We start from the raw sequence: 17,986 nt of genomic DNA on the forward strand, positions 1-17,986 counted from the left end.
AGTCTATAGTGGACAGATCAAGTCCTATCAGGAACCCCGCAATGACGTCGTCTGGCCAGCGAAAACAAGTACACGAAAGTGCGGCTGGAGTACTAACTTCTTATCTGAGGCAGGACTTCAGCTTCCGGAGTGGGCACAGGTTCGTCAGTTAGCGGCTGATGTAATGAGCGCATTGCAGGTTTCGTGGGATATCGACGCGGATTCTGAGTAGATCATGTTGACGGCTGACGCGCCTCCGGTGCGCGTCAGCCGTTCCGCCGTCCCATTGGACAACTCAGGCATAGTGTAGTCAGATCAGACATAGCGGGTCGGGCGATGACGAAAGACATTGGCCCGGGCTTGACCCACTCTGCGCAGAGGGATGGGGACCAGCCTGACCTGGTTGCCTCGGACGATCTGTGTGGCATGTTGACGCAGTCAAGGAGACCAATGCGCGGCGCGTACGCGTCATGGGTATCTGGCTACATGGACGGACCAGACCAGCCTTCGGGAAAGTCAAACAGCGGCGCGATTCCGTCGGGCCGGCCGATCGCCGTGGTTGGCGCATCTGCGGGAATGGAAGGGATCAAACCTAGATCAACGGGATCACCGTGGCCAGCGTCGGACCCGGTTGGGTATTGGTTTGTGTCGATCCAGAGACAAACTATTTACCAACGCCGAGGTCACGGCTCCGTGCTGGCGTGTGTCGCCGGGCGACTCGAACCCCCACGCGCTCCGGCGTCCAGCCAGAGCCAGCCTGAGTCGTTCGCCTCGACCGCGTCGCGGAGTGGAGGCACGGCCGTGCAAGGTTGGCTACTCCAGGATGTTTCGATGTCATCCGATGTGATCTTGGTACGTACCCGGTCTTGCCGGCCGGGTGGATCGGTCATTCTCCAGGAGACGGAGATGGTCCTCGCGGGCGTAGATCGGGCCGGGCCTATGGGCCGGTGGTCTCCGGGCCGTCGGCCCGCGCCGTGAACGTCGCGGCCGGTACGCGTGTCCGCAAGGGAATCCGCCAGCTACCGTCGATCGTGGCGTCGCAGTCGGTGCCCTGGTAGGGCAGCGTGATCCGGGCCCACTTGTCCGCCTCGATGTGCGGGTGGTCGACCGTGGTGCCGCTCGGGGTCACCGCGTCCGCGCCGCGGCCCGCGCCGGCAAAGTCGACCGCGTACCGCCCGGAGTTGCGGACGCCGACCAGGACCGTGAGCGTGCGATCGGCCTAGCTGACCTGGGACATGCTGGTGCGCACGATGTGCGGCCAGAGCAGGACCGCCCGCCAGCTGGCGACGGCGCCGCCCGCGAGCACGCACAACACCGGGCCGACGACCAGAAGTGCCTCCACGGTACGCGTACCGACACGCTCCTGATCCTAAGCCGGAGCCCTTCGACCATGGGTGCCGGAATCAGTCGCTGTAGGACGGTGCGACCACGCAGTCCGTCGCGCCGTTCTGCCAGGCGTGGTTGTAGCGTCCGGCGAGCTTGGTGATGAACGTGACGATCGCCTTCTCGTCCAGCGAGTCCAGCCGTTGCAGTCGCTGCCAGGCGCTGACCGCGATGCCGTGGCCGAGGTCCGGGTAGGGGGCGACGATGACGTCCCGCGGATGCTTGCGCCCGATGCGTTCGAGCTTCTCGATGTCCGCGGCCGGCACGTCCGGCGCGTACTGGAGCATGATGTGGCCGTGTTCGAGCACGTGGACCTGAAGCTCGGGCAGGATCGGCTCGCGATAGACGCCCGGGGTGACCACCCGCGGCGAGTGCGGTCCGGAGGTGGGCGGCATGGTGCGGTAGGGGTCGTGCCCGGCGCCCTCGTAGGGGATGTGGTTGTTGCCCTCGAACTGTTCCGGCGTGCCGGGCAGCTGGTCGCACGGCCGCGCCGCGGTCTGAGTGGCCGCCCTGGCGAGGACACCGACGCCGAGGCTGGACATGGTGATGATGCTCAGCGTGGTGACGGCGATGCTGACCACCGTCCCCAGCCAGCCCTGGCGGGTCATGACGCCGCTCCGGCGGCGCCCCGCCGACCGCGCAGCCAGTTGCGGACGGTCACGCCGAGCGGAAGCGTCACGTTCAGCAGGGCGAAGATCAGCAAACCGATCCCCTCCCACCAGTACGCGCTGCCGGGCGGGGCGCCGAGCAGCACACCGGCCGCCCAGCCGAACACAACCTTGGCGCTGGGCAGGAAGAAGTGCAGGAAGAACCAGGCCATCCAGACGAGCCCGCTGAGATAGAGCAGCCGGTACCAGCGGGCGACCCGCAGATCGCGGGCGTGCGCGTCGCGCAGGATGGCGGCCTCGGCCGGGCTGAGCTTGCGGACGAGGTGTTTGACCGACAGCCGGGTGATCTGGTGCAGGTTGCGGCATCCGGTCGCGGTCGCCATCACCAGATACATGTCCGTACGCAGATACGCGAGCGTCTGGAACGCCAGCTTGGCGACCTGGCTGAACACCACCATCGCGAGCAGCCGGGAGAAGCTGGGGGAGATGTCGAGCCAGCCGCGCGACCAGGCGAACCGGGGAGCCACGGCACCGAACAGCATGACGCAGTCGATGGCCATCCCGGCCAGAAAGGGACTGTAGCGGCGTTCCGGCGGCAGCGCCCACAGCCCGGACAGGTCGGTCTCCAGCACCGGGAAGATGCCCCGCCGTTCGAGCCGCAGTTGGGACGGTACTCCGACCGCCGCCCCGGCCAGCGCGTGCCAGATCTCATGGACCACGGTCAGCGCGATGACGACGATGTTGGTGACGATGAGGCTTAGCACGACGTCGGGGAAGAGAAAAGTGTCCTCATACGACGGCAGCAGGGACGGTTCGGTCAGGAACATCACGCCCGTGGCGACGAGGCAGCCAGCGTAGAACGTCCAGGCGACCCGGCCGAACAGCGGGCGTAGGAGGCGGGCGGGCAGGCGCGACACCGACCAGCTGCGGCCGCGGCCTGGTGGCCGGTCGGCGATGATGCCGGAGTCGACGAGCACCTCGGCGAAGTCGAGCGCGTCGATCGGCTCGCCGGTCTCCCGTTCGACTTCGTCGGCGGCCTCGGCGACGGTGTGCCCGGCGGCGAACAGCTCGACCAGCCGCGCGCCCACCTCGGGCACGACGACGAAGGTGCCGGTGGCCGGGTCGCCGACGACGAACTCGTCCTCGTCCTCCCGGCGTACGACGAGGTGGGCGACGTCCAGGCGGCTGCCGGGGCCGAGGGCGATCATCGGGGCGCCCCGACCCAGCCGCACGTGCCGCAGGTCCGCCCGGGCTCGGGGCGTACCGCGTAGTGGTAGGTCAGATCGGTCAGGCTCAGGTGGAACATCAGCCCGCGGGTCGTGGTCGGGATGCCGGTCAGGTGGTAGACGGCGTCCAGCGCGGCGAGGTGGCCGGTCAGGTTGGCCGACGGGGCGATCACCGCGTGCCCGTCGAAGACGAAGAGGTCCTTGGGCCGCGCGCCGTGCTCGTCGGCGAGCCGGTCGGCCACGCTCGGCAGGCAGTCGGGGCAGCAGGTCTGGCCGGGGACGAAGAGGCCGACGACCGCCATGGGGCCGGCGTACTGGGCCAGCATCCAGGGGGTGCCGGTACGCAGCGCCGCCTTGTTCGTCCACTCGCGGATGAGGTGGCGGGGCTGGTCGGCGCACAGCACGAGCAGATCCTGGTCGCGCATCAGGGTCGCGGCGGTGTCGGCGGAATCGATCCGGACCTCCTCGCCGGTGACCTTGGTCGAGGAGTTGAGCCGCCGCAGGCGTTCGACCGCCACGGAGACCTTGGGGAAGCCGATGTCGTCCTCGGTGTACAGCAGCTGCCGCGTGAGGTTGCCCTCCTCGACGACGTCGAAGTCGACGCAGTGCACGGCACCGACCCCGGCGGCGACGAGCGAGGCGGCGACGGACGATCCGGTGCCGCCGAGTCCGGCGATCACGACCCGGCTGGCCTTGAGCGTCGCCTGCACGTCATACGGCGACGTACGCGGAGTCAGGTCGACCCAGGCGTAGTACGTCATCGCCCGGTCGTACCGGTCGACCTCGGCCGGGCTCAGTTCGGGCGGGACCGGTGCGGCGGCGTCCTCCACGTAACCGGCGTCAATGATCGTCTGGATCGTCTCGGCGGTGTCGTCCGGGTCGGCGCCGGGGTGCGTCCCGGCGAGCGCGGCGACGATCTCGTCGCGCGTACGCGTGCCGTCCATTAGGCCGAGCAGCGCCCACAGCGAGCCGTCATCGTCGTCGATCTCGGCGCCGATGCCCAGCTGCCGGCCACCGATGCTGATCAAGGTCGGGGTGAGCCGCATGGGCTTGTGGATGCGTTTGATCCGTGGCCGCAACACCGTCGTCGAACCTCCGTCGAGCACTCCGTGGGAAGCAGGGCAGGGCCGGGGCCACGGCGTACCGCGGCCCCGGCGGCGGCTGCTAGCCGCAGACCTCGTTCCGGCAGCCCGGGTCGACGACGATCACGGCCGTGGTCTCCAGCCGCTCAAGCTTGCGGACGACGACCTTGGCCGGCTTGCGGGTCTCGACGGTCTTCTCCATGGTTTCCTCCTATGGATGGGGAGAAACGGGGTCCGAGGGGTGCACCACTCGCTTGCGAACCATGGAAACAGAGGTGATGATCATTGCCAATATGTAAGTCAATCAATCAAGTGGTTCTGTCGCCGAGCTGACAGATGAATACCGCCACGCCGGGCAGAACGGGCTCAGCCGATCATGGCGCGCTCATCGGGCTGACGCCCACACCTCGGCCGTTGTTGTCGGCGTGCCTCTCGCCGCGGATTCGGCCGCAGGTCGCTCACGTGCCTATCGTTGAGCAGGCAATACATCCAGGGCCATCCACTATGGACTCGGGGTTTGCGTCGTCGCAGGTCAGGCCATAGAGTGTTCCACATGACCATCCATGCACGGCATGGGTGCGTAGTGCAGGTGTTGGAGCCCCCCTCCGACACGTTAAGCCCCATGGGCGGCACTCATCACCAGGTGAGGGCCGCTTTTGCATTCCCCGCCACCTATGTTTGCCTCGATAGTGCTGCGTCCGCAAACGAAGGTCATCTCGCGATCGCGGGCGATCGCCGCGAGCGCGACGCTCCAAGCGGCCGGAAGCGCCATTCAACCCGAAAGGACTCGCCTGGCAAGCCGGTTGCCTGCGGTATCTCACGGGATCGGTCGATGGCCCCACTTTGGGTCCACCGGATTTCGCGGCGTTCACGGTGGCGCCGCCGCAACGGCCGATCGTCCACATCCACGCGGGTTCAGGCGCTGAGTCCGCGACTACCGTCGGCCATGTCGGTTGCTGGAGCAGATTCTCCCAATGCTCTGGGGGATTACGCATCGGGCCGTCGACCGGGACCGCGCCATGCCAGCACCTCGTCGCAGGCTGCACAGCCGCCGACTATCTCAGGTGGATGAAGCATCACAAGCTATCCATTTAGCGACGGACCGCGTTTCCTCGCTGAGTCGTGTCGCCGGTCCGCCCCGGAGTGACCGGCCGGGCCGCGCCGAGGCCGCGGACGAAGTCGGTTTCCTCGCCGGGGCGGGCGGTGGCGATCACTCGGGCACCGGCACCGGCAGCGGCGGCGTACTCGATCGCGATCGCGCCGACGCCACCGGTTGCGCCGCTGACCATCACGGTTTCGCCTGCTTGCGGGGAGACGGCGGTCAGGGCGTCGACGGCGGCCGTACCGGCCAGGCCGAGCGCGCCTACGGCGACCGGGTCCGCGCCGTCGGGAAGAGCGGTGATGCCGATCTCCACCGGGATGGTCACGTACTCGCCAAAGCCGCCGTCGCCGAGGAACGGCTTGGCCACCACGCCGAACACGGCGTCGCCGGCGGTGAACCGGGTAAGCGATGGATATCTACCTAGCCAGCAGTCCCGGCGGGCCCGGCGATGCTTTCTCGCTAGTCAGCGGTTCGACGGAACATGCCGTGGCGACCGCGCGTGGATTCGCGTGCGACAGGTGTGGCTCTGATGCTGGAGGCAAGAGGATCGAGTGCCTGAGCGGCTGGCGAGGCGGGTTCGGCGACGCATGCCTCGGTCCGCTGCGGTTGCCGCTGTCGCTCCATATGCTGGCCCGATGGTCATGATCCGCGCCCTGCCGCTGTCAACGGCAGCGCTCCTGCCGTATGCCTTGAGCGATCGCCTGGGACTGGCGGGGGTGGATGCGCATGCCAGGATGATCAAATGATCAAACGAGGCGGGGAAGTTCGCCGTCCCTTGTGGATGGTCGTGGGGCCTGCGGTGGGAGGCGCGCTGGCGGCGTGTCTGGTGGGTGCGCTGATCGGGCCGCTGAGCGAGACGGTGCGGCTGGATCTGGACTTCGGGCCGGCGATGCGGTTCGTCGTGGTGCTGATCCACCTTGGGGCCGTGGCCGTGGGTCTGCTGCCCGGGTGGGTGTTCGGCCTGCGCTGGACTACCCGGGTGGCAGGTTCGGCGAGTGTGCTGATCGTCCTCGGGATTCTCGTCATGGCGCTGGCTGGCAATGGAATCCTGGTGTTCATCGGCTCAGTGTTCATCGGACTCGGTGGTGGCGCCGTGGCTGGAACAGCCTTTGGACTGGCTGGTCAGGCGGGCCAACGTCGTACGGGGATGCTCGTCGCGATCGGCGCTGCCGTGTTCGCGGGGCTGCTGTGTGGGCTGGCGCTCGCCTGGTCTGCCGTCATCGGGATTGGCTGGCACGAGGTCTACTTCCTGGCGCTGCCGGTGGGCCTGCTGTCATTGGCGATCACCGGGATAAGCGGACTTGTCGCCGCTCTGACCCGGAATCGGTGATCTCCCAGCTGCCGCGATGCTTGCGATAGTCAGGTTGGTGGCAGGAAGCCGGCTTCGGGCGAGTTGAAGCGGTGGGCTGATCGCCTAAGGGCGATGAGTGCAGCGATTGGTCCGCCTCCATCGTTCAACCCAGCTCGTTGTCCGCTCGGTCGTTGCTCCCCGTCGTTGATCGTGAAAAGCGGCAGGTGGGCTTGGCGACCGGGGCTGACCGGCCCGAGCGCGTTCGCCGGCCGACGGTATTGTGCTGCCGGTGACTGATCAGGGTCCGATCGAGTACGTCGGCCGCAAGAAGCTTCGGCCTCCGAAACAGCCCAAGGTCCCCAAGCGGCCCAGGGTCCCGGGGCGGCCGACGGTTCAGCCTTCAGATGTCCGGCCTGCTGCGGGCAAGGCCGCGAAGGCGCCGGCGAAGAAGACGTCCCGATGGGCTTGGCTGTACGTGGTCGCTGTCATCGTCGGTCTGATGGCGGCGTTCGTCGGGTACGTTTTCCTCGGCACGATCCTGCGCCCGATGTATGTCAGTGGCGCGTGTGAGCTGTCGGCGTGCTCCACCGGGGGCATGGTGATCGCAGGGTGGCTGGTCATCGCCGTGCCTGCCGCGCTGATCGGAGCCACCGCGATCGTGCAGAAGCTGGCCGGGAGGACGACCAGACGGGTGCTTCTGGGTCTCACCATCGCATCCGTGCTGATGGCGTTGTCCTTCGTCCCGGGCCGTCGGCGCCGAGGCCTGTCCGACCTGGTGAAGGGGCCTGGTGCGGACCAGTTCATCGATGGCTTCCTGTGGGCGCTCGGCGGTATCGGCGCGACGCTGGTCGCGATGGTGCTGCTGGCTGTCATCGGCCGCAAGGCGGCTGTGATTGGACGTAACTACACCGTTTCCAGCCTGGTCGCTGGTGCGGTGTTAGTCGTGACCGCCGTCCCGGTGGCCGTTTCCGCCACAGGCTCGACCGGGACGAACCCAGAGGAGATCTTTCCCGCGGTTCTCCAGATGAACGACGACGTCCTCACCAGGACCGCTACGGCAAACCAGCGTGGCTGCGACGGTGTGCTCGCAGATGACGCACTGCTGAACGTCGAGAACTGCGTCATGGCTTTGCATGTGGCGTACCGGACCGACGACAGCGACGCCGTCGCCAGCCTGTGGGCGGTGCTCTACACCACCAGCGACGCGGCCGACGCCGTACGCCAGGCGCTGCCCTCAGCATCGACGGACGCCCTGGCCACGATCTACTCGACAAACAAATCCTGGCTGCTGTTGGGAACCGCCGCCCACGCCGACGGCGGCATCATCACCAAGGCCGATCGGCCCTGGGTGCTGTGGCCGCTGCGCCAGGTGGCGTACCGGTTCATCGGCTTCCAGAACGGACTGCTACTCGATCCCGACCCCGGCGACGAGATTCATCCGCGTGTGGCGTCGCGCTGACCGACGGGGAGTGTCAAGGTTTGACCCGAATCGGACTGCGAGCGTGGGGGAGTGGGCGGTGTCGTCGTTCTGGTCGCGCATCTTTGCCACGGGCATCCAACCGTCGGTGAGTCCGTCTCGGCGGAGCCCCGTGTGCCGCCTCCAGTAGCGCCGTGCCGGACCCGCAGCACAAGTCCAGCCAGAGGACCGGCCGATCGGCGTCGCGCAGTCGGCGGTGCAGCTCCGGGAGCACTTCCAAGCCCAGTTCACGACCGTACCCATTCGAGCTGGACAGCCCGCGCTCGCGGTTCATCGCGCAGTCGGCCACGACCGACGAGCTCTCCAGGACCGTGTCCGAGAGGAGGTGAATTTCGCCGTTCACCGCGCGGCTCCCGAGTGGGGTTGTCGGCGGAGGTCGATGACGAGTGTCCGTAGCCATGACTCCCGCATGGTCGGCTCGGACGTGATCGCGTCGGCGAGCGCGTTGCGACCTTCGCTCGAGCGTCCGTACGCCACGACTGCGACGGCCTCGGCGAGCGCCGCCACAGCCTGAGGGTCGCGCGCCGGAGTGGCCAGATCCTCGTCCAGCCAGGCCGCGACGGGGAAGGATTGGCTGGTCTTGGGCTGGCTGTTGCCCAGGTAGCTCCATACCCACCGGTCCAGTGACACGCTTGTCAGAGCAGCCCGAGGCAACTGCGGTGCCCACGTCGCCGCCTGGTACCAGCGCCACGTGTTCGGGCTGGTCTTGGTGCGTTCGGTGATACCGACGAACCGCAATTTGGTACGGACAACTGGCCAGGAGATCGCTTCCTCGTTGATCCAAGCGCGCAGAAGCCGAAACAGGTTTTCGAAGGTCTGGCCGCGGTAGACCAGATCAACGAAAGTCACGGGTCGTTGCCGTGTGGCCAAGGCGGCGGGTGTGATCCCGAGCTTCTCCATGTTGGTGCGGAACTGCGCCGTCTGGTCGGGCGTCAACGCGTCCGGGTCGCTCCACAGTGATAGAGGCAGGCGTCGGCAGCGATCTTTCCAGCTCGTGGCCGAAAGAGCTCCGCTGAGCAGGTCGAAGACGCTGTCCGGCGACCGTCCCACGAAGTAGAGGTCGCCGTCGGCGCAACGAGCCAGGACCCGGCCTCCGCACTCGACCAGGTCCGGGAGAAACCACAGGTTTGGCTCCGCGACGCCGTCGAGCAGTCGGCCGAGTTGGTCCGGGGACACTAGATCCCAGCGAAACGGTCCCGTCGGCGTACGCCCTCGCAACACGTCCTCGATCCTAGGTTCCGGCGCGCTGGCGTGAAGTAGCCGGCCCGCGCTGGGTGGCCTGACCTGCCGCTCTGGTCGACGGTTCGTTCGGCGAGCCGTAGCGCGGTGGGAGCAACCGCATGCGTCGGCGGCGACGGTGTGCGCGCACGCCTCGGCGGTGTAGAGGCGAGCCATCAGCGACGGTTCGGTGCGCCGTCGACTGCTGCGCGAGCTAGTCGCACCGCGTCGCCGGGCTGCTACCGGTGAGCCGCCTGGGTGGGCGTGTTGGCCAGGATGTGGGCGCCGGATCCGGTGTGCCGCATGAACACGTCCAGCTCCTTGGTCATTTCAAGCGTGCGGCGCGTACATGGTCGGGGCCTGCGGGCGATTCGGGGGGCCTGTCCTCGGATTACTACGGCAGCCGCACTTCGTGATCAGCCGCTGAGTTCGGAGGGCTTTGTAGCCTCGCTGCCACACGCGAGCGGCGGCGTGGTCACGTCACCGAATCCGCTACCCGTAGCCGCACCAAGTTGGAGTTCATGTCCAGTCATTTCGAGCCGTATCGGCAGATCGTTTCGCCCGCGATGCCGATTTCAGCGTGCGCGTCGCGGCCTTCGACGATCTCCTTCGGCTGCAGCAGGAAGCCCAGGACGCCAGGCTGACGGCAAGGTGGAGCTCACGCGAGGCCCTGCTGCGCCAAGTCGAGCCGGACACAACGGCGATCCTGGCTCCTGCTCTGCGCAACGGCCATCACGAGGACCGGCCGGATTCCTACCGATGCCATATATGGTTCGTCCAACACTCCGACCGATCCGCGCGGACGGTTTCACTCTTCGATGTAACAGAGGCGTCGCTGTCAGCCCTGCCAGAGGCAGCCAGCCCCGACCAACTGTGCAGACTCGTTCGCATGCTCCTAGACGGGATGCCACTCGACGCCATTTGGTAGTTACCAACGGCACCCCGATCACGAAGTGCGGTTGCCGTATTACGATATCCCTTGGGTCGGTGTCTCGGTTACCTACGGAACTGGCGTAATATTAGGGTCCTGTTTGGACTCACGGCTTGCTTTAGTAGAGGGCTTCAAGATGTTCCTTGCCGATAACCGAAATGATCCTTGGACGTGGTGGCAACTTGTCGTGTGTGGGCTGGTCGCGGTATTCATTGGAGTTGGCGGTTTCCTTTGGAAGGGTAACGGGGGAGCTGGCCGCTTTGGCATGTCCTGGCTGGTCGCGATCGGTGGAATAGTGATGTTGGTTTTCGGAATGGTTAAGTTCTTTGACGCGTGAGTTTCATGCGCTGGGTTGATGGACGCCGTTGTTGGGGTGTTCCAGAATTGGTCCTGCTCGCGTTCGGCTGGGTACTCACGGCATTCGTGTAGCTGGGGCGACCGCGAGACGAGGTCTCGGCCGCTCGGGCGTGGTCTAGGTCGTCGGCCCGCAGGCGGCTTCCGAGGAGCTGTTCCATACGCGGAAGGTGTCCGCTCCGGTGGCGGTGCCTCCGATTTCGTCCAGCGCGACCAGGATCCATGTCGCGAGTTCCTCTACGTCGATCAAGTCGGGACCCTCGCCGCGCGGGGCTGACTGAACTGCCGGACGGCGGCCAACCACGGCTTGGACGGATGAATGGAACCTCGGTATCGACGTCTCGCCTGTGGCTGAGCTCAGCGACCGCGCCGTGGAAACGCTGAACTTGGATTGTCTGACCAGCGGACGACCACGAAATGCCTCCGCTACAGAGCCTCTTCGGCGTTCTGGCGATACCTATGCTGTCCGGTACGCCCGATGATCGTCGTATCTAGCCGTCCGTTGGTGCGGATCTCCCCCTCGTAAGGCGTACAGGGTCTGTCCCGGACTCGCCTGCGTGACCTACGGTTCCGGTCTACCACCCGTCTTGGTGACCGATGTGGAGGATTGCCGTGGGCTTCCACCTGGGAACGAGCGTCAGCGCGGGGCCGTTCCGCGTACGCCTGTCGACGCGTGGCATCGGGATGAGCGCGGGCGTGCCGGGTTTTCGCGTCGGCATGGGTCCGCGGGCGAACCGGGTCAGTGTCACCGTCGCGGGCGTCCGGTACAGCACGACTTTCGGCGGCCGGCCACCACGTCGCACCGCATCTGTACGCCCGACACCGCCCGGTGTGGCGAGCACTGCGCCGGGCGCGGGATACGGGCCGGGATACGCCCCGCCGCCAGTCGAGATGAACAGCACGACGGGCGAGGACGCGACTACTCTCCAGCCGACCGGGCCGGGCGATGTCGTCGAGCAGTTAAACAAGGCCTCGGCGCGGACCCTTTTCTGGCCCGCGGCAGCAGTCATGCTCGGTATCCTCGTGCTGGTCGCTCTGGCCCTCCCGCCGCTCGCCGTCCTGCTGCTGTTGGTCGGCACGCCCGCCGTGGTCTGGCTGCGGTATTGGGAGGCGGCACGCCGGACGGTCGTTACCTTCTACGAGGTCGAAGGTCCAGCGGCGACCTGGTACGAAAGCCTGGTCACCGGACACCCGGCGCTCGCGGCTCTGGGCGGGGCGTGGCGGATTCAAGCTCGCGGCAACCTGCACGACACGCATCAACGCAAGGTCAACAGCGGCGCGAGCTCGCTGGTCCAGCGCCTGACCCTCGGCTTCAGCCTCGCACCTCCGCAGACACTGGCCACGAACATCGCAGTGCCATCGATCACGTGCGGCCGAGACGCCTTGCTGTTGCTGCCTGACCGGATCTTGGTACGTACCGAGCGCTACTGGAGCGATGTCACGTACGACCAGCTGGCAGTCGCTGCCGGAACGACGCGCTTCATCGAGACGGGCGCCCTGCCGCGCGACGGCCAGCAGGTCGACTGGACATGGGAGTACGTGAACGTCAAAGGCGGTCCAGACCGACGGTTCGCGAACAACCGCCAGTTGCCCGTCATGCGCTACGGCACGCTGGACCTGACGTCACCGACCGGGTTGCGATGGTCGCTGCAACTGTCGCGCGCGGACGTTGCAGAATGGTTCGCCACGATCGTCCAGGGACCGGCACGTCCGGCGCCGGCACCCACGAGGATCTCTCCAGCCGTCGTCCTGCCGTCGGTTCCACGCACCGCGCCCACCGTGCGGTCCGAACACTCGCCGTTCGCGCGGCCCGGCGGCGGTAGCCTCTTCGGGTACGCCGACCTCCTCGACCACATGCCCGGACTGCACAAGCACGACGGGATGTACGCCGTCCTCGATTTCGAGACGACAGGATTCGCTCCCGGCCGAGGTGACCGGATCATCGAGATCGCGATCGCCCGTGTAGACCGCAGCGGCGTCATCCACGACGAGTTCGCCACGCTCCTCGATCCCGAGGGGCGTGACACCGGAGCGGTGTTCATTCACGGCCTTACCAACGAGGCGGTACGCGGCGCCCCGCGGTTCGTGGACGTCCTCGGCGACATCATGCTGCGGCTCGACGGATGTGTGGTCGTGGCACATAATGCCGCCTTCGAAGAGCGCTTCCTCGCGGCGGAGCTGGCGCGGGCGGGCGTACGCGCAGACCGGTTCCCGGCGCTGTGCACGCTCTGGCTCGGGCAACAGGTGTTCGCCACCCCCAATCACAAACTGCCGACACTGGCTCGGCACGCGGGCGTACCACTACCCGACATGCACAGTGCTCTGGGCGATGTCCGCGCCGTTGCCGCCCTCCTACCCCGCATGCTCGACGGCCATCGCCGTCCGCTGGGCTTCCCCTGCGCGCCCTACGCCACCTACACCCTGCCCATTCCGGCCGCCGGGATGGCCCGCCCGCGGACCCGCGCTACCGGCATCAAACGCGGCACCGACGGCTGGATGGCGTCCATCCTCGCCCGGCTACCGATGAGCGCAGCCGAGGCAGGCGATGCCGATGCCGAGCTCTACCTCTCGTGTCTGGCCGATGCGCTGGCCGACGGCAAAATCGTCGCCGACGAGGCACGCGCGTTAGCCGAGATGGCGGGCACCGCCGGGCTCGGCTCGGCACAGGTCGCCATCCTGAACCAACGCTTCCTGGAGTCCATGCGGGAGGCGGCTTTCGCCGACGCTGTCCTCACCGCCGAGGAACTTCGAAGTCTGCGTTCGGCGGCCAAGTCACTGGGCGTGCCGGAATACTTCGACGACCTCACGGCCGACAGGCCCACGGAGGGTCAGCGCCGATGCGGTCATTGTCGCGAGGTCGGGCACTATCGGTCGCGGTGCCCAGTACTTCAAGCGCGCTCAGATAATGGATCCGTCATCTGACGTAGAGGTGGAGGCCGTGGTCGGATGTCGTTACGGCTCAGTAGCGTGCGTGGACGCTTTGCCTCCAAGCTGAACAACACGAGGTCGATTAATGTCGATCTAAAACCCGTGCCGACGCTCTCACCCGGGCCTTCGTATCCCAGCGCGTAGCCCTTGTCGCAGCGGTCGATGTGGAGCATCAGCTTGACCGTGGCCGAGGTGCCGGGGGCCATGTTCTCCTTGCGGCACACGAACGACGTCCCCGACTTCACGCAGCCGGAGCCGCCGGCGTAGGACATCCCGGGCGGCATGCGGCTCGCGCTCAGCTCGATCCACGGCTGGACGCCGGGGCCATTGTTGCGGATAGGCGTCGTGACGGTCGCCACCTGGCCGACGTCGCCGCGGGGGCGGCTGACGAGATCGCCATATCCGCCACGTCGGCCTCGCCCGCGATCGAGATGGTCCGGTCGCGTTCGGGTCGGTCGGGGCCGGACTGCCCGTCAGGTGCAGGCTGACGGTTCCCGCCCGGCCCGGCGGGGCGACGTCGACCGCCTGGAAGACCGCGTACGCCGCCTTCTTCGTCCTGGACACGGTGCCGAACGAGCACGTGATCCTGGTTGTGGTGTGGGTGCACGGCCCGGAGGCGCCGACGACCTTGACCCGGGCGGAGACGGCGGTGGTGTCGAGAGTGACCACGGCGTTCGTGATCGGCGTCGATCCCCACGCCTGTACGCCGATCAACGCTCGTCGCGCTGGAGCGGCCATCGTGGTGCCGAGACCGGACCCGTAGGTGACGAAGAACGGCGCCGCCCCGGCCGTCGCGGCGTACGCGGGAGCCGGCAGGCCCGCCCAGGCGGCGACCAGGACGAAGAGCGCGGTCGTCAAGTGCTGCTGCACTGAACCTTCCCGTGAGATGCAACTGCCGGTCGTAACTGCCGGTTCATAAATCCCGTCCGTGCTCAGGGCGGCCGGCGGCGCGATGAGGAGATCGTTCGGTGGCGGCGTCTAGGTTTCGGGGGCAGTTCCGCCGACGGCGCCGGACATCCCGGTCCGCGGCGGAGGCCAGGTCCACAACGGGAAGGAAAAGGCCATGATGCGCATCGTCGACCGCCTGATCTCGAAGGTCGTCCGCACGACGACCGCGTCCGCGTGCCTCGGCGCGGACGTCTGCCTCGGCGGTATCACGTTCTGGCGGTACTGCTGCCCGGACAGCGGCTGCTCCTACACCTTCGTCCACTACGGCTGCTGACGAGCCGGACCGATGAGCCGGGCGGCGCTTCGTACCGCCGCCCGGCGTACGCGTTGTCGAAGGAGGAGCCCATGCAGGTCGTCATCGCCGCTCTGGTGGCGCTGGGTCTGCTCGGTGTGTTCAATCTGCTGCTGACGGCGGGAATCCTGCGCCGGCTGCGGGCCGAGGCCGAGGCGAAGGTCGCCGGCCACTCGTCGTCGGGGCTGCGCCCGGGGTCGGCCGTCGATGCCTTCGAGGTCACCACGGTCGACGGTGAGCCGATCACCGAGGAGACGCTGACGGGGACGGTGGCGTTCTTCTCGGCCGGCTGTTCGGCCTGCCACGAGCTGCTGCCGGACTTCGTCGCGTACGCGCGGGAGCAGGGGCGGCGCAACGTCCTCGCGGTCGTTGCGGGTGACGACCCGGAGACGGTGGACGCGCTCGCCGAGGTTGCCCGGGTGGTGCAAGCGGACCTGCCCGGCGGACCGGTCGCGAAGGCGTTCCGCAACACGTGGACGCCCTCGCTGTATGTCGTGTCGGGCCGGTACGTCGTCGCGGCGGGGGCCCGGCTGGCGGATCTGCCCCGCCGGCCGGCGTTGAGCGGGAGCTGACCGGAGGTGGCGACGACCCGCCCGCGCCGGCGGATCAGCGCCCGGCAGGTACGCGAGGCCGCGGCTGAGGCGGCGGCGTTGCTGTGGCGGTGCGGGTCGGCGCGGCTGTCGGCCTTCCTCGCGATGACGACGGCCGTAGCGGTCGCGCCGGTGCTGACCGCCTGGCTGACGAAGGCGGTGCTCGACCGGCTGGCGACAACGGGGGCAGCCGTGGCGGCTCCGGCCGCCGGGCTGGTCGCCGCCGGGCTCGCCACCGCCCTGCTGCCGGTCGCCGCTCGGTTCGCCCGCGAACAGGTGGGCCGGTCGGCGAGCCGGGTCGCCACCGATCGGCTGTTCGCGGCGCTGGGCCGGCAGGCGGGGCTGCGCCGGTTCGAGGACCCCGCGTACCAGGACCGGCTGCGGCTGGCCCAGGACAGCGCCCGGCGGCTGCCCGAGCTGGTCGACGGGGCGGGGAGCCTGGTCAGCGGGGTCCTCGGGCTGACCGGCTTCCTCGGGTCGCTGCTGCTGCTCAGCCCGCTGCTGACGGTCGTCGTGCTGGGCACGGCGGTACCGGTGTTGCTGGCCGAGTTCAGCCTCGCCCGGCGGCGCTCGGCGATGGAGTGGCACGTCGAGCGCTTCCACCGCCGCGAGTTCTTCTACGGCCATCTGCTGACCGGGGTCGACGCCGCGATGGAGATCCGGCTGTTCGGGATCGGCGGCTTCCTGCGTACCCGGATGATGGGGGAGCGGGAACGGGCCGATGCCGCCCGGCGGCGGGTGGACGCGCGGCAGGCCGTGGTACAGGGCGCGCTCAAGGCGGTGAGCGCGGGCGTCGCGGGGTACGGGCTGTGGTGGGCCGTCACCACCGCGCGCGGCGGCGGGCTGACGGTCGGCGACGTGTCGATGTTCGTGGCGGCGATCGTCGGCGTGCAGGCCGCGCTGTCCGGGCTCACGGCCGCCGTGACCGGCGGCCAGGCGCGCCTGCTGGCGTTCACGCACTACGTCGCGGTGCTCCGGGCCGAGCCCGACCTGCCCACGGTCGCCGACCGCCCGGCGCCCGCGCTGCGCCGCGGGATCGTGCTGCGCGACGTCTGGTTCCGCTACAGCGACGACCACCCCTGGATCCTGCGGGGCGTCGATCTCACGATCCCGCACGGGTACGCGGTGGCGCTCGTCGGGCTCAACGGGGCCGGCAAGACCACCCTCGTGAAGCTCCTGTGCCGGATGTACGACCCGACCCGCGGGCAGATCCTCTGGGACGGTGTCGACCTGCGGGACCTGTCGCCGGCGTCGCTGCGGGAGCGGATCAGCGCGGTCTTCCAGGAGCACATGAACTACGACATGACCGCTGCCGAGAACATCGGCCTCGGCGACCTGACGGCACTGGCGGACCGCCCCCGGCTCGTCGGCGCGGCCGAACGGGCGGGCGTCCACGAGCGGCTGGCCGCTTTGCCGTACGGCTACGACACGCCGTTGACGCGTACGTTCATCCTCGGCATGGACAGCGGGGACGACGGCCCGGACGCCGAGACCGGGGTGGTCCTGTCCGGCGGCCAGTGGCAGCGGCTGGCGCTCGCCCGGTCGCTCGTCCGCGCGGGCCGCGACCTGATGATCCTCGACGAGCCGAGCTCCGGCCTCGACCCGGAGGCCGAGCACGAGGTGCACGAACGCATCCGGGAGCATCGGGAGGGCCACACCAGCCTGCTGATCTCCCACCGGCTGAGCGCGGTGCGGGACGCCGACCTCGTCGCCGTCCTGGCCGACGGCCGCATCGCCGAACACGGCCCGCACGACGCCCTGCTCGCGGCGGACGGCACCTACGCCCGGCTATTCCGCCTGCAGGCAGCCGGATACCAGGCGGTACCGTGACGACGCCCTCGATCGTGGTCCTGCTGCTCGCCGTGGCATGGCTGGGCGGCCTCGCCCTCGGGGCCCGGCTGCTGCTCATCCTGGCCACTGTGGATGGTGCGAGCATGGAGCCGACCCTTCGCCCGGGCGAGCGGGTCCTCATCCGGCGTACGCGCCGGCCCCGCCGCGGCGACGTCGTCCTCATGCGGCTGCCCGCCGACCCCGCCCTGCTCCTCAAACGCGTGGTGGCCGTCGCGGGGGAGCACCTGCCCGCCGACTGGGCCCGGCCCGACGTACACGGGCTCGGCGACCGCCGCGTACCGGCCGGCTGCTACGTGGTGCTCGGCGACAACCGGCCGGTCAGCACGGACTCCCGCTACTTCGGACTCGTCCGCCGCGACCGCGTCCTCGGCGTGATGATCCGGCGGCTACCCTCGGGGGGATGAGGCTCCGCCGCGCGTACGCGGAGGCTCGAACCGGCAGCGCTCCACCGGTAGGCGGGATCGTGCGACACGTTCGCGTCGGCGATCTGGGTGCGGCCCATCTGGCCGAGGCCGTAGTAGGAGCCGTTGACGGCGGAGACGTCGAAGCTGCTTTCATTGCAGAGGATCTTCATCATCGCCCACGCCTGGTCGCCGGAGCCCCACGAGCTGGGTACGCCGTCGCAAGGATCGACGGCTACGATGGAGAACGTGGTCGGAGACCACCGACGACCGCCACAGCGTCGTATCGGTGCCGGCGCTGCGGCCCGGGATCCATCTCGTCGAG

18 protein-coding genes are annotated in these 17,986 nt (G+C 68.3%); 9 read left to right on the forward strand and 9 right to left on the reverse strand.

All coding sequences use genetic code 11. From position 1 onward, the window contains the following. On the forward strand, positions 1-211 hold a 211-nt coding region (locus AB0M47_RS23125), incomplete at its 5' end, for a hypothetical protein (protein ID WP_363417273.1). A gap of 705 nt (positions 212-916) precedes the next feature. Here AB0M47_RS23125 and AB0M47_RS23130 read toward each other — a convergent pair. From AB0M47_RS23130 to AB0M47_RS23155, 6 genes are all read right to left on the reverse strand, one after another. After that, the gene (locus AB0M47_RS23130) at positions 917-1,108 is read right to left on the reverse strand and encodes a hypothetical protein (protein WP_363417276.1); all 192 of its coding nucleotides are present in this window, start codon (positions 1,106-1,108) and stop codon (positions 917-919) included. Positions 1,109-1,198: 90 nt separating this feature from the next. Beyond that, complete coding sequence (locus AB0M47_RS23135; protein ID WP_363417278.1) at positions 1,199-1,321, reverse strand: hypothetical protein; 123 nt, start codon at positions 1,319-1,321, stop codon at positions 1,199-1,201. A gap of 61 nt (positions 1,322-1,382) precedes the next feature. Continuing rightward, on the reverse strand, positions 1,383-1,970 hold the full coding sequence (locus AB0M47_RS23140) for a DUF3105 domain-containing protein (protein WP_363417281.1): 588 nt from the start codon (positions 1,968-1,970) through the stop codon (positions 1,383-1,385). Next, a complete protein-coding gene (locus AB0M47_RS23145; RefSeq protein ID WP_363417284.1) occupies positions 1,967-3,202 on the reverse strand; it encodes a hypothetical protein in 1,236 nt (411 codons plus the stop codon). The genes AB0M47_RS23140 and AB0M47_RS23145 overlap by 4 nt, the downstream gene beginning before the upstream one ends. Next, positions 3,175-4,242 (reverse strand): ThiF family adenylyltransferase, encoded by a 1,068-nt coding sequence (locus AB0M47_RS23150; RefSeq protein WP_363417287.1) that lies wholly within the window; start codon positions 4,240-4,242, stop codon positions 3,175-3,177. Before AB0M47_RS23150 ends, AB0M47_RS23145 begins: the two co-directional genes overlap by 28 nt. 1,127 nt (positions 4,243-5,369) lie before the next feature. After that, entirely contained in the window at positions 5,370-5,750 is a 381-nt protein-coding gene (locus AB0M47_RS23155) for a hypothetical protein (protein ID WP_363417290.1), read from the reverse strand. Positions 5,751-6,122: 372 nt separating this feature from the next. Between AB0M47_RS23155 and AB0M47_RS23160 the strand changes: the two genes are divergently transcribed. Further along, positions 6,123-6,710 carry a hypothetical protein gene (locus AB0M47_RS23160; RefSeq protein ID WP_363417293.1) on the forward strand — a complete coding sequence of 196 codons (588 nt, stop codon included), beginning with the start codon at positions 6,123-6,125 and terminating at the stop codon, positions 6,708-6,710. A gap of 250 nt (positions 6,711-6,960) precedes the next feature. Continuing rightward, positions 6,961-8,130, forward strand: a complete 1,170-nt coding sequence (locus AB0M47_RS23165; protein ID WP_363417296.1) for a hypothetical protein — start codon at positions 6,961-6,963, stop codon at positions 8,128-8,130. A 357-nt stretch (positions 8,131-8,487) separates the two neighbouring features. Here AB0M47_RS23165 and AB0M47_RS23170 read toward each other — a convergent pair whose 3' ends face one another. Further along, positions 8,488-9,198: a hypothetical protein gene (locus AB0M47_RS23170; protein WP_363417299.1), complete on the reverse strand. Its 711-nt coding sequence runs from the start codon at positions 9,196-9,198 to the stop codon at positions 8,488-8,490. A gap of 1,571 nt (positions 9,199-10,769) precedes the next feature. After that, a complete protein-coding gene (locus tag AB0M47_RS23175) occupies positions 10,770-10,901 on the reverse strand; it encodes a hypothetical protein (protein ID WP_363417302.1) in 132 nt (43 codons plus the stop codon). 362 nt (positions 10,902-11,263) lie between these two features. Here AB0M47_RS23175 and AB0M47_RS23180 point away from each other — a divergent pair, with 362 nt between their 5' ends. Continuing rightward, on the forward strand, positions 11,264-13,573 hold the full coding sequence (locus AB0M47_RS23180) for an exonuclease domain-containing protein (RefSeq protein WP_363417305.1): 2,310 nt from the start codon (positions 11,264-11,266) through the stop codon (positions 13,571-13,573). Here AB0M47_RS23180 and AB0M47_RS23185 read toward each other — a convergent pair. Continuing rightward, positions 13,540-13,938 carry a hypothetical protein gene (locus AB0M47_RS23185; RefSeq protein ID WP_363417308.1) on the reverse strand — a complete coding sequence of 133 codons (399 nt, stop codon included), beginning with the start codon at positions 13,936-13,938 and terminating at the stop codon, positions 13,540-13,542. The two genes, AB0M47_RS23180 and AB0M47_RS23185, sit on opposite strands and share 34 nt — an antisense overlap. A 206-nt stretch (positions 13,939-14,144) precedes the next feature. Between AB0M47_RS23185 and AB0M47_RS23190 the strand changes: the two genes are divergently transcribed. From AB0M47_RS23190 to AB0M47_RS23210, 5 genes are all read left to right on the forward strand, one after another. After that, the gene (locus AB0M47_RS23190) at positions 14,145-14,342 is read left to right on the forward strand and encodes a hypothetical protein (protein ID WP_363417311.1); all 198 of its coding nucleotides are present in this window, start codon (positions 14,145-14,147) and stop codon (positions 14,340-14,342) included. Positions 14,343-14,642: 300 nt separating this feature from the next. Further along, complete coding sequence (locus tag AB0M47_RS23195) at positions 14,643-14,801, forward strand: hypothetical protein (protein ID WP_363417314.1); 159 nt, start codon at positions 14,643-14,645, stop codon at positions 14,799-14,801. Between the two features lie 71 nt (positions 14,802-14,872). After that, positions 14,873-15,391: a hypothetical protein gene (locus AB0M47_RS23200; protein ID WP_363417317.1), complete on the forward strand. Its 519-nt coding sequence runs from the start codon at positions 14,873-14,875 to the stop codon at positions 15,389-15,391. 6 nt (positions 15,392-15,397) lie between these two features. Then, the gene (locus tag AB0M47_RS23205; protein WP_363417320.1) at positions 15,398-17,239 is read left to right on the forward strand and encodes an ABC transporter ATP-binding protein; all 1,842 of its coding nucleotides are present in this window, start codon (positions 15,398-15,400) and stop codon (positions 17,237-17,239) included. Beyond that, positions 17,236-17,664 (forward strand): S26 family signal peptidase, encoded by a 429-nt coding sequence (locus AB0M47_RS23210; protein WP_363417323.1) that lies wholly within the window; start codon positions 17,236-17,238, stop codon positions 17,662-17,664. Before AB0M47_RS23205 ends, AB0M47_RS23210 begins: the two co-directional genes overlap by 4 nt. Positions 17,665-17,986 lie beyond the last annotated feature (322 nt).

Source organism: Hamadaea sp. NPDC051192 (genome assembly GCF_040682475.1).
Lineage (GTDB): Bacteria > Actinomycetota > Actinomycetes > Mycobacteriales > Micromonosporaceae > Hamadaea > Hamadaea flava.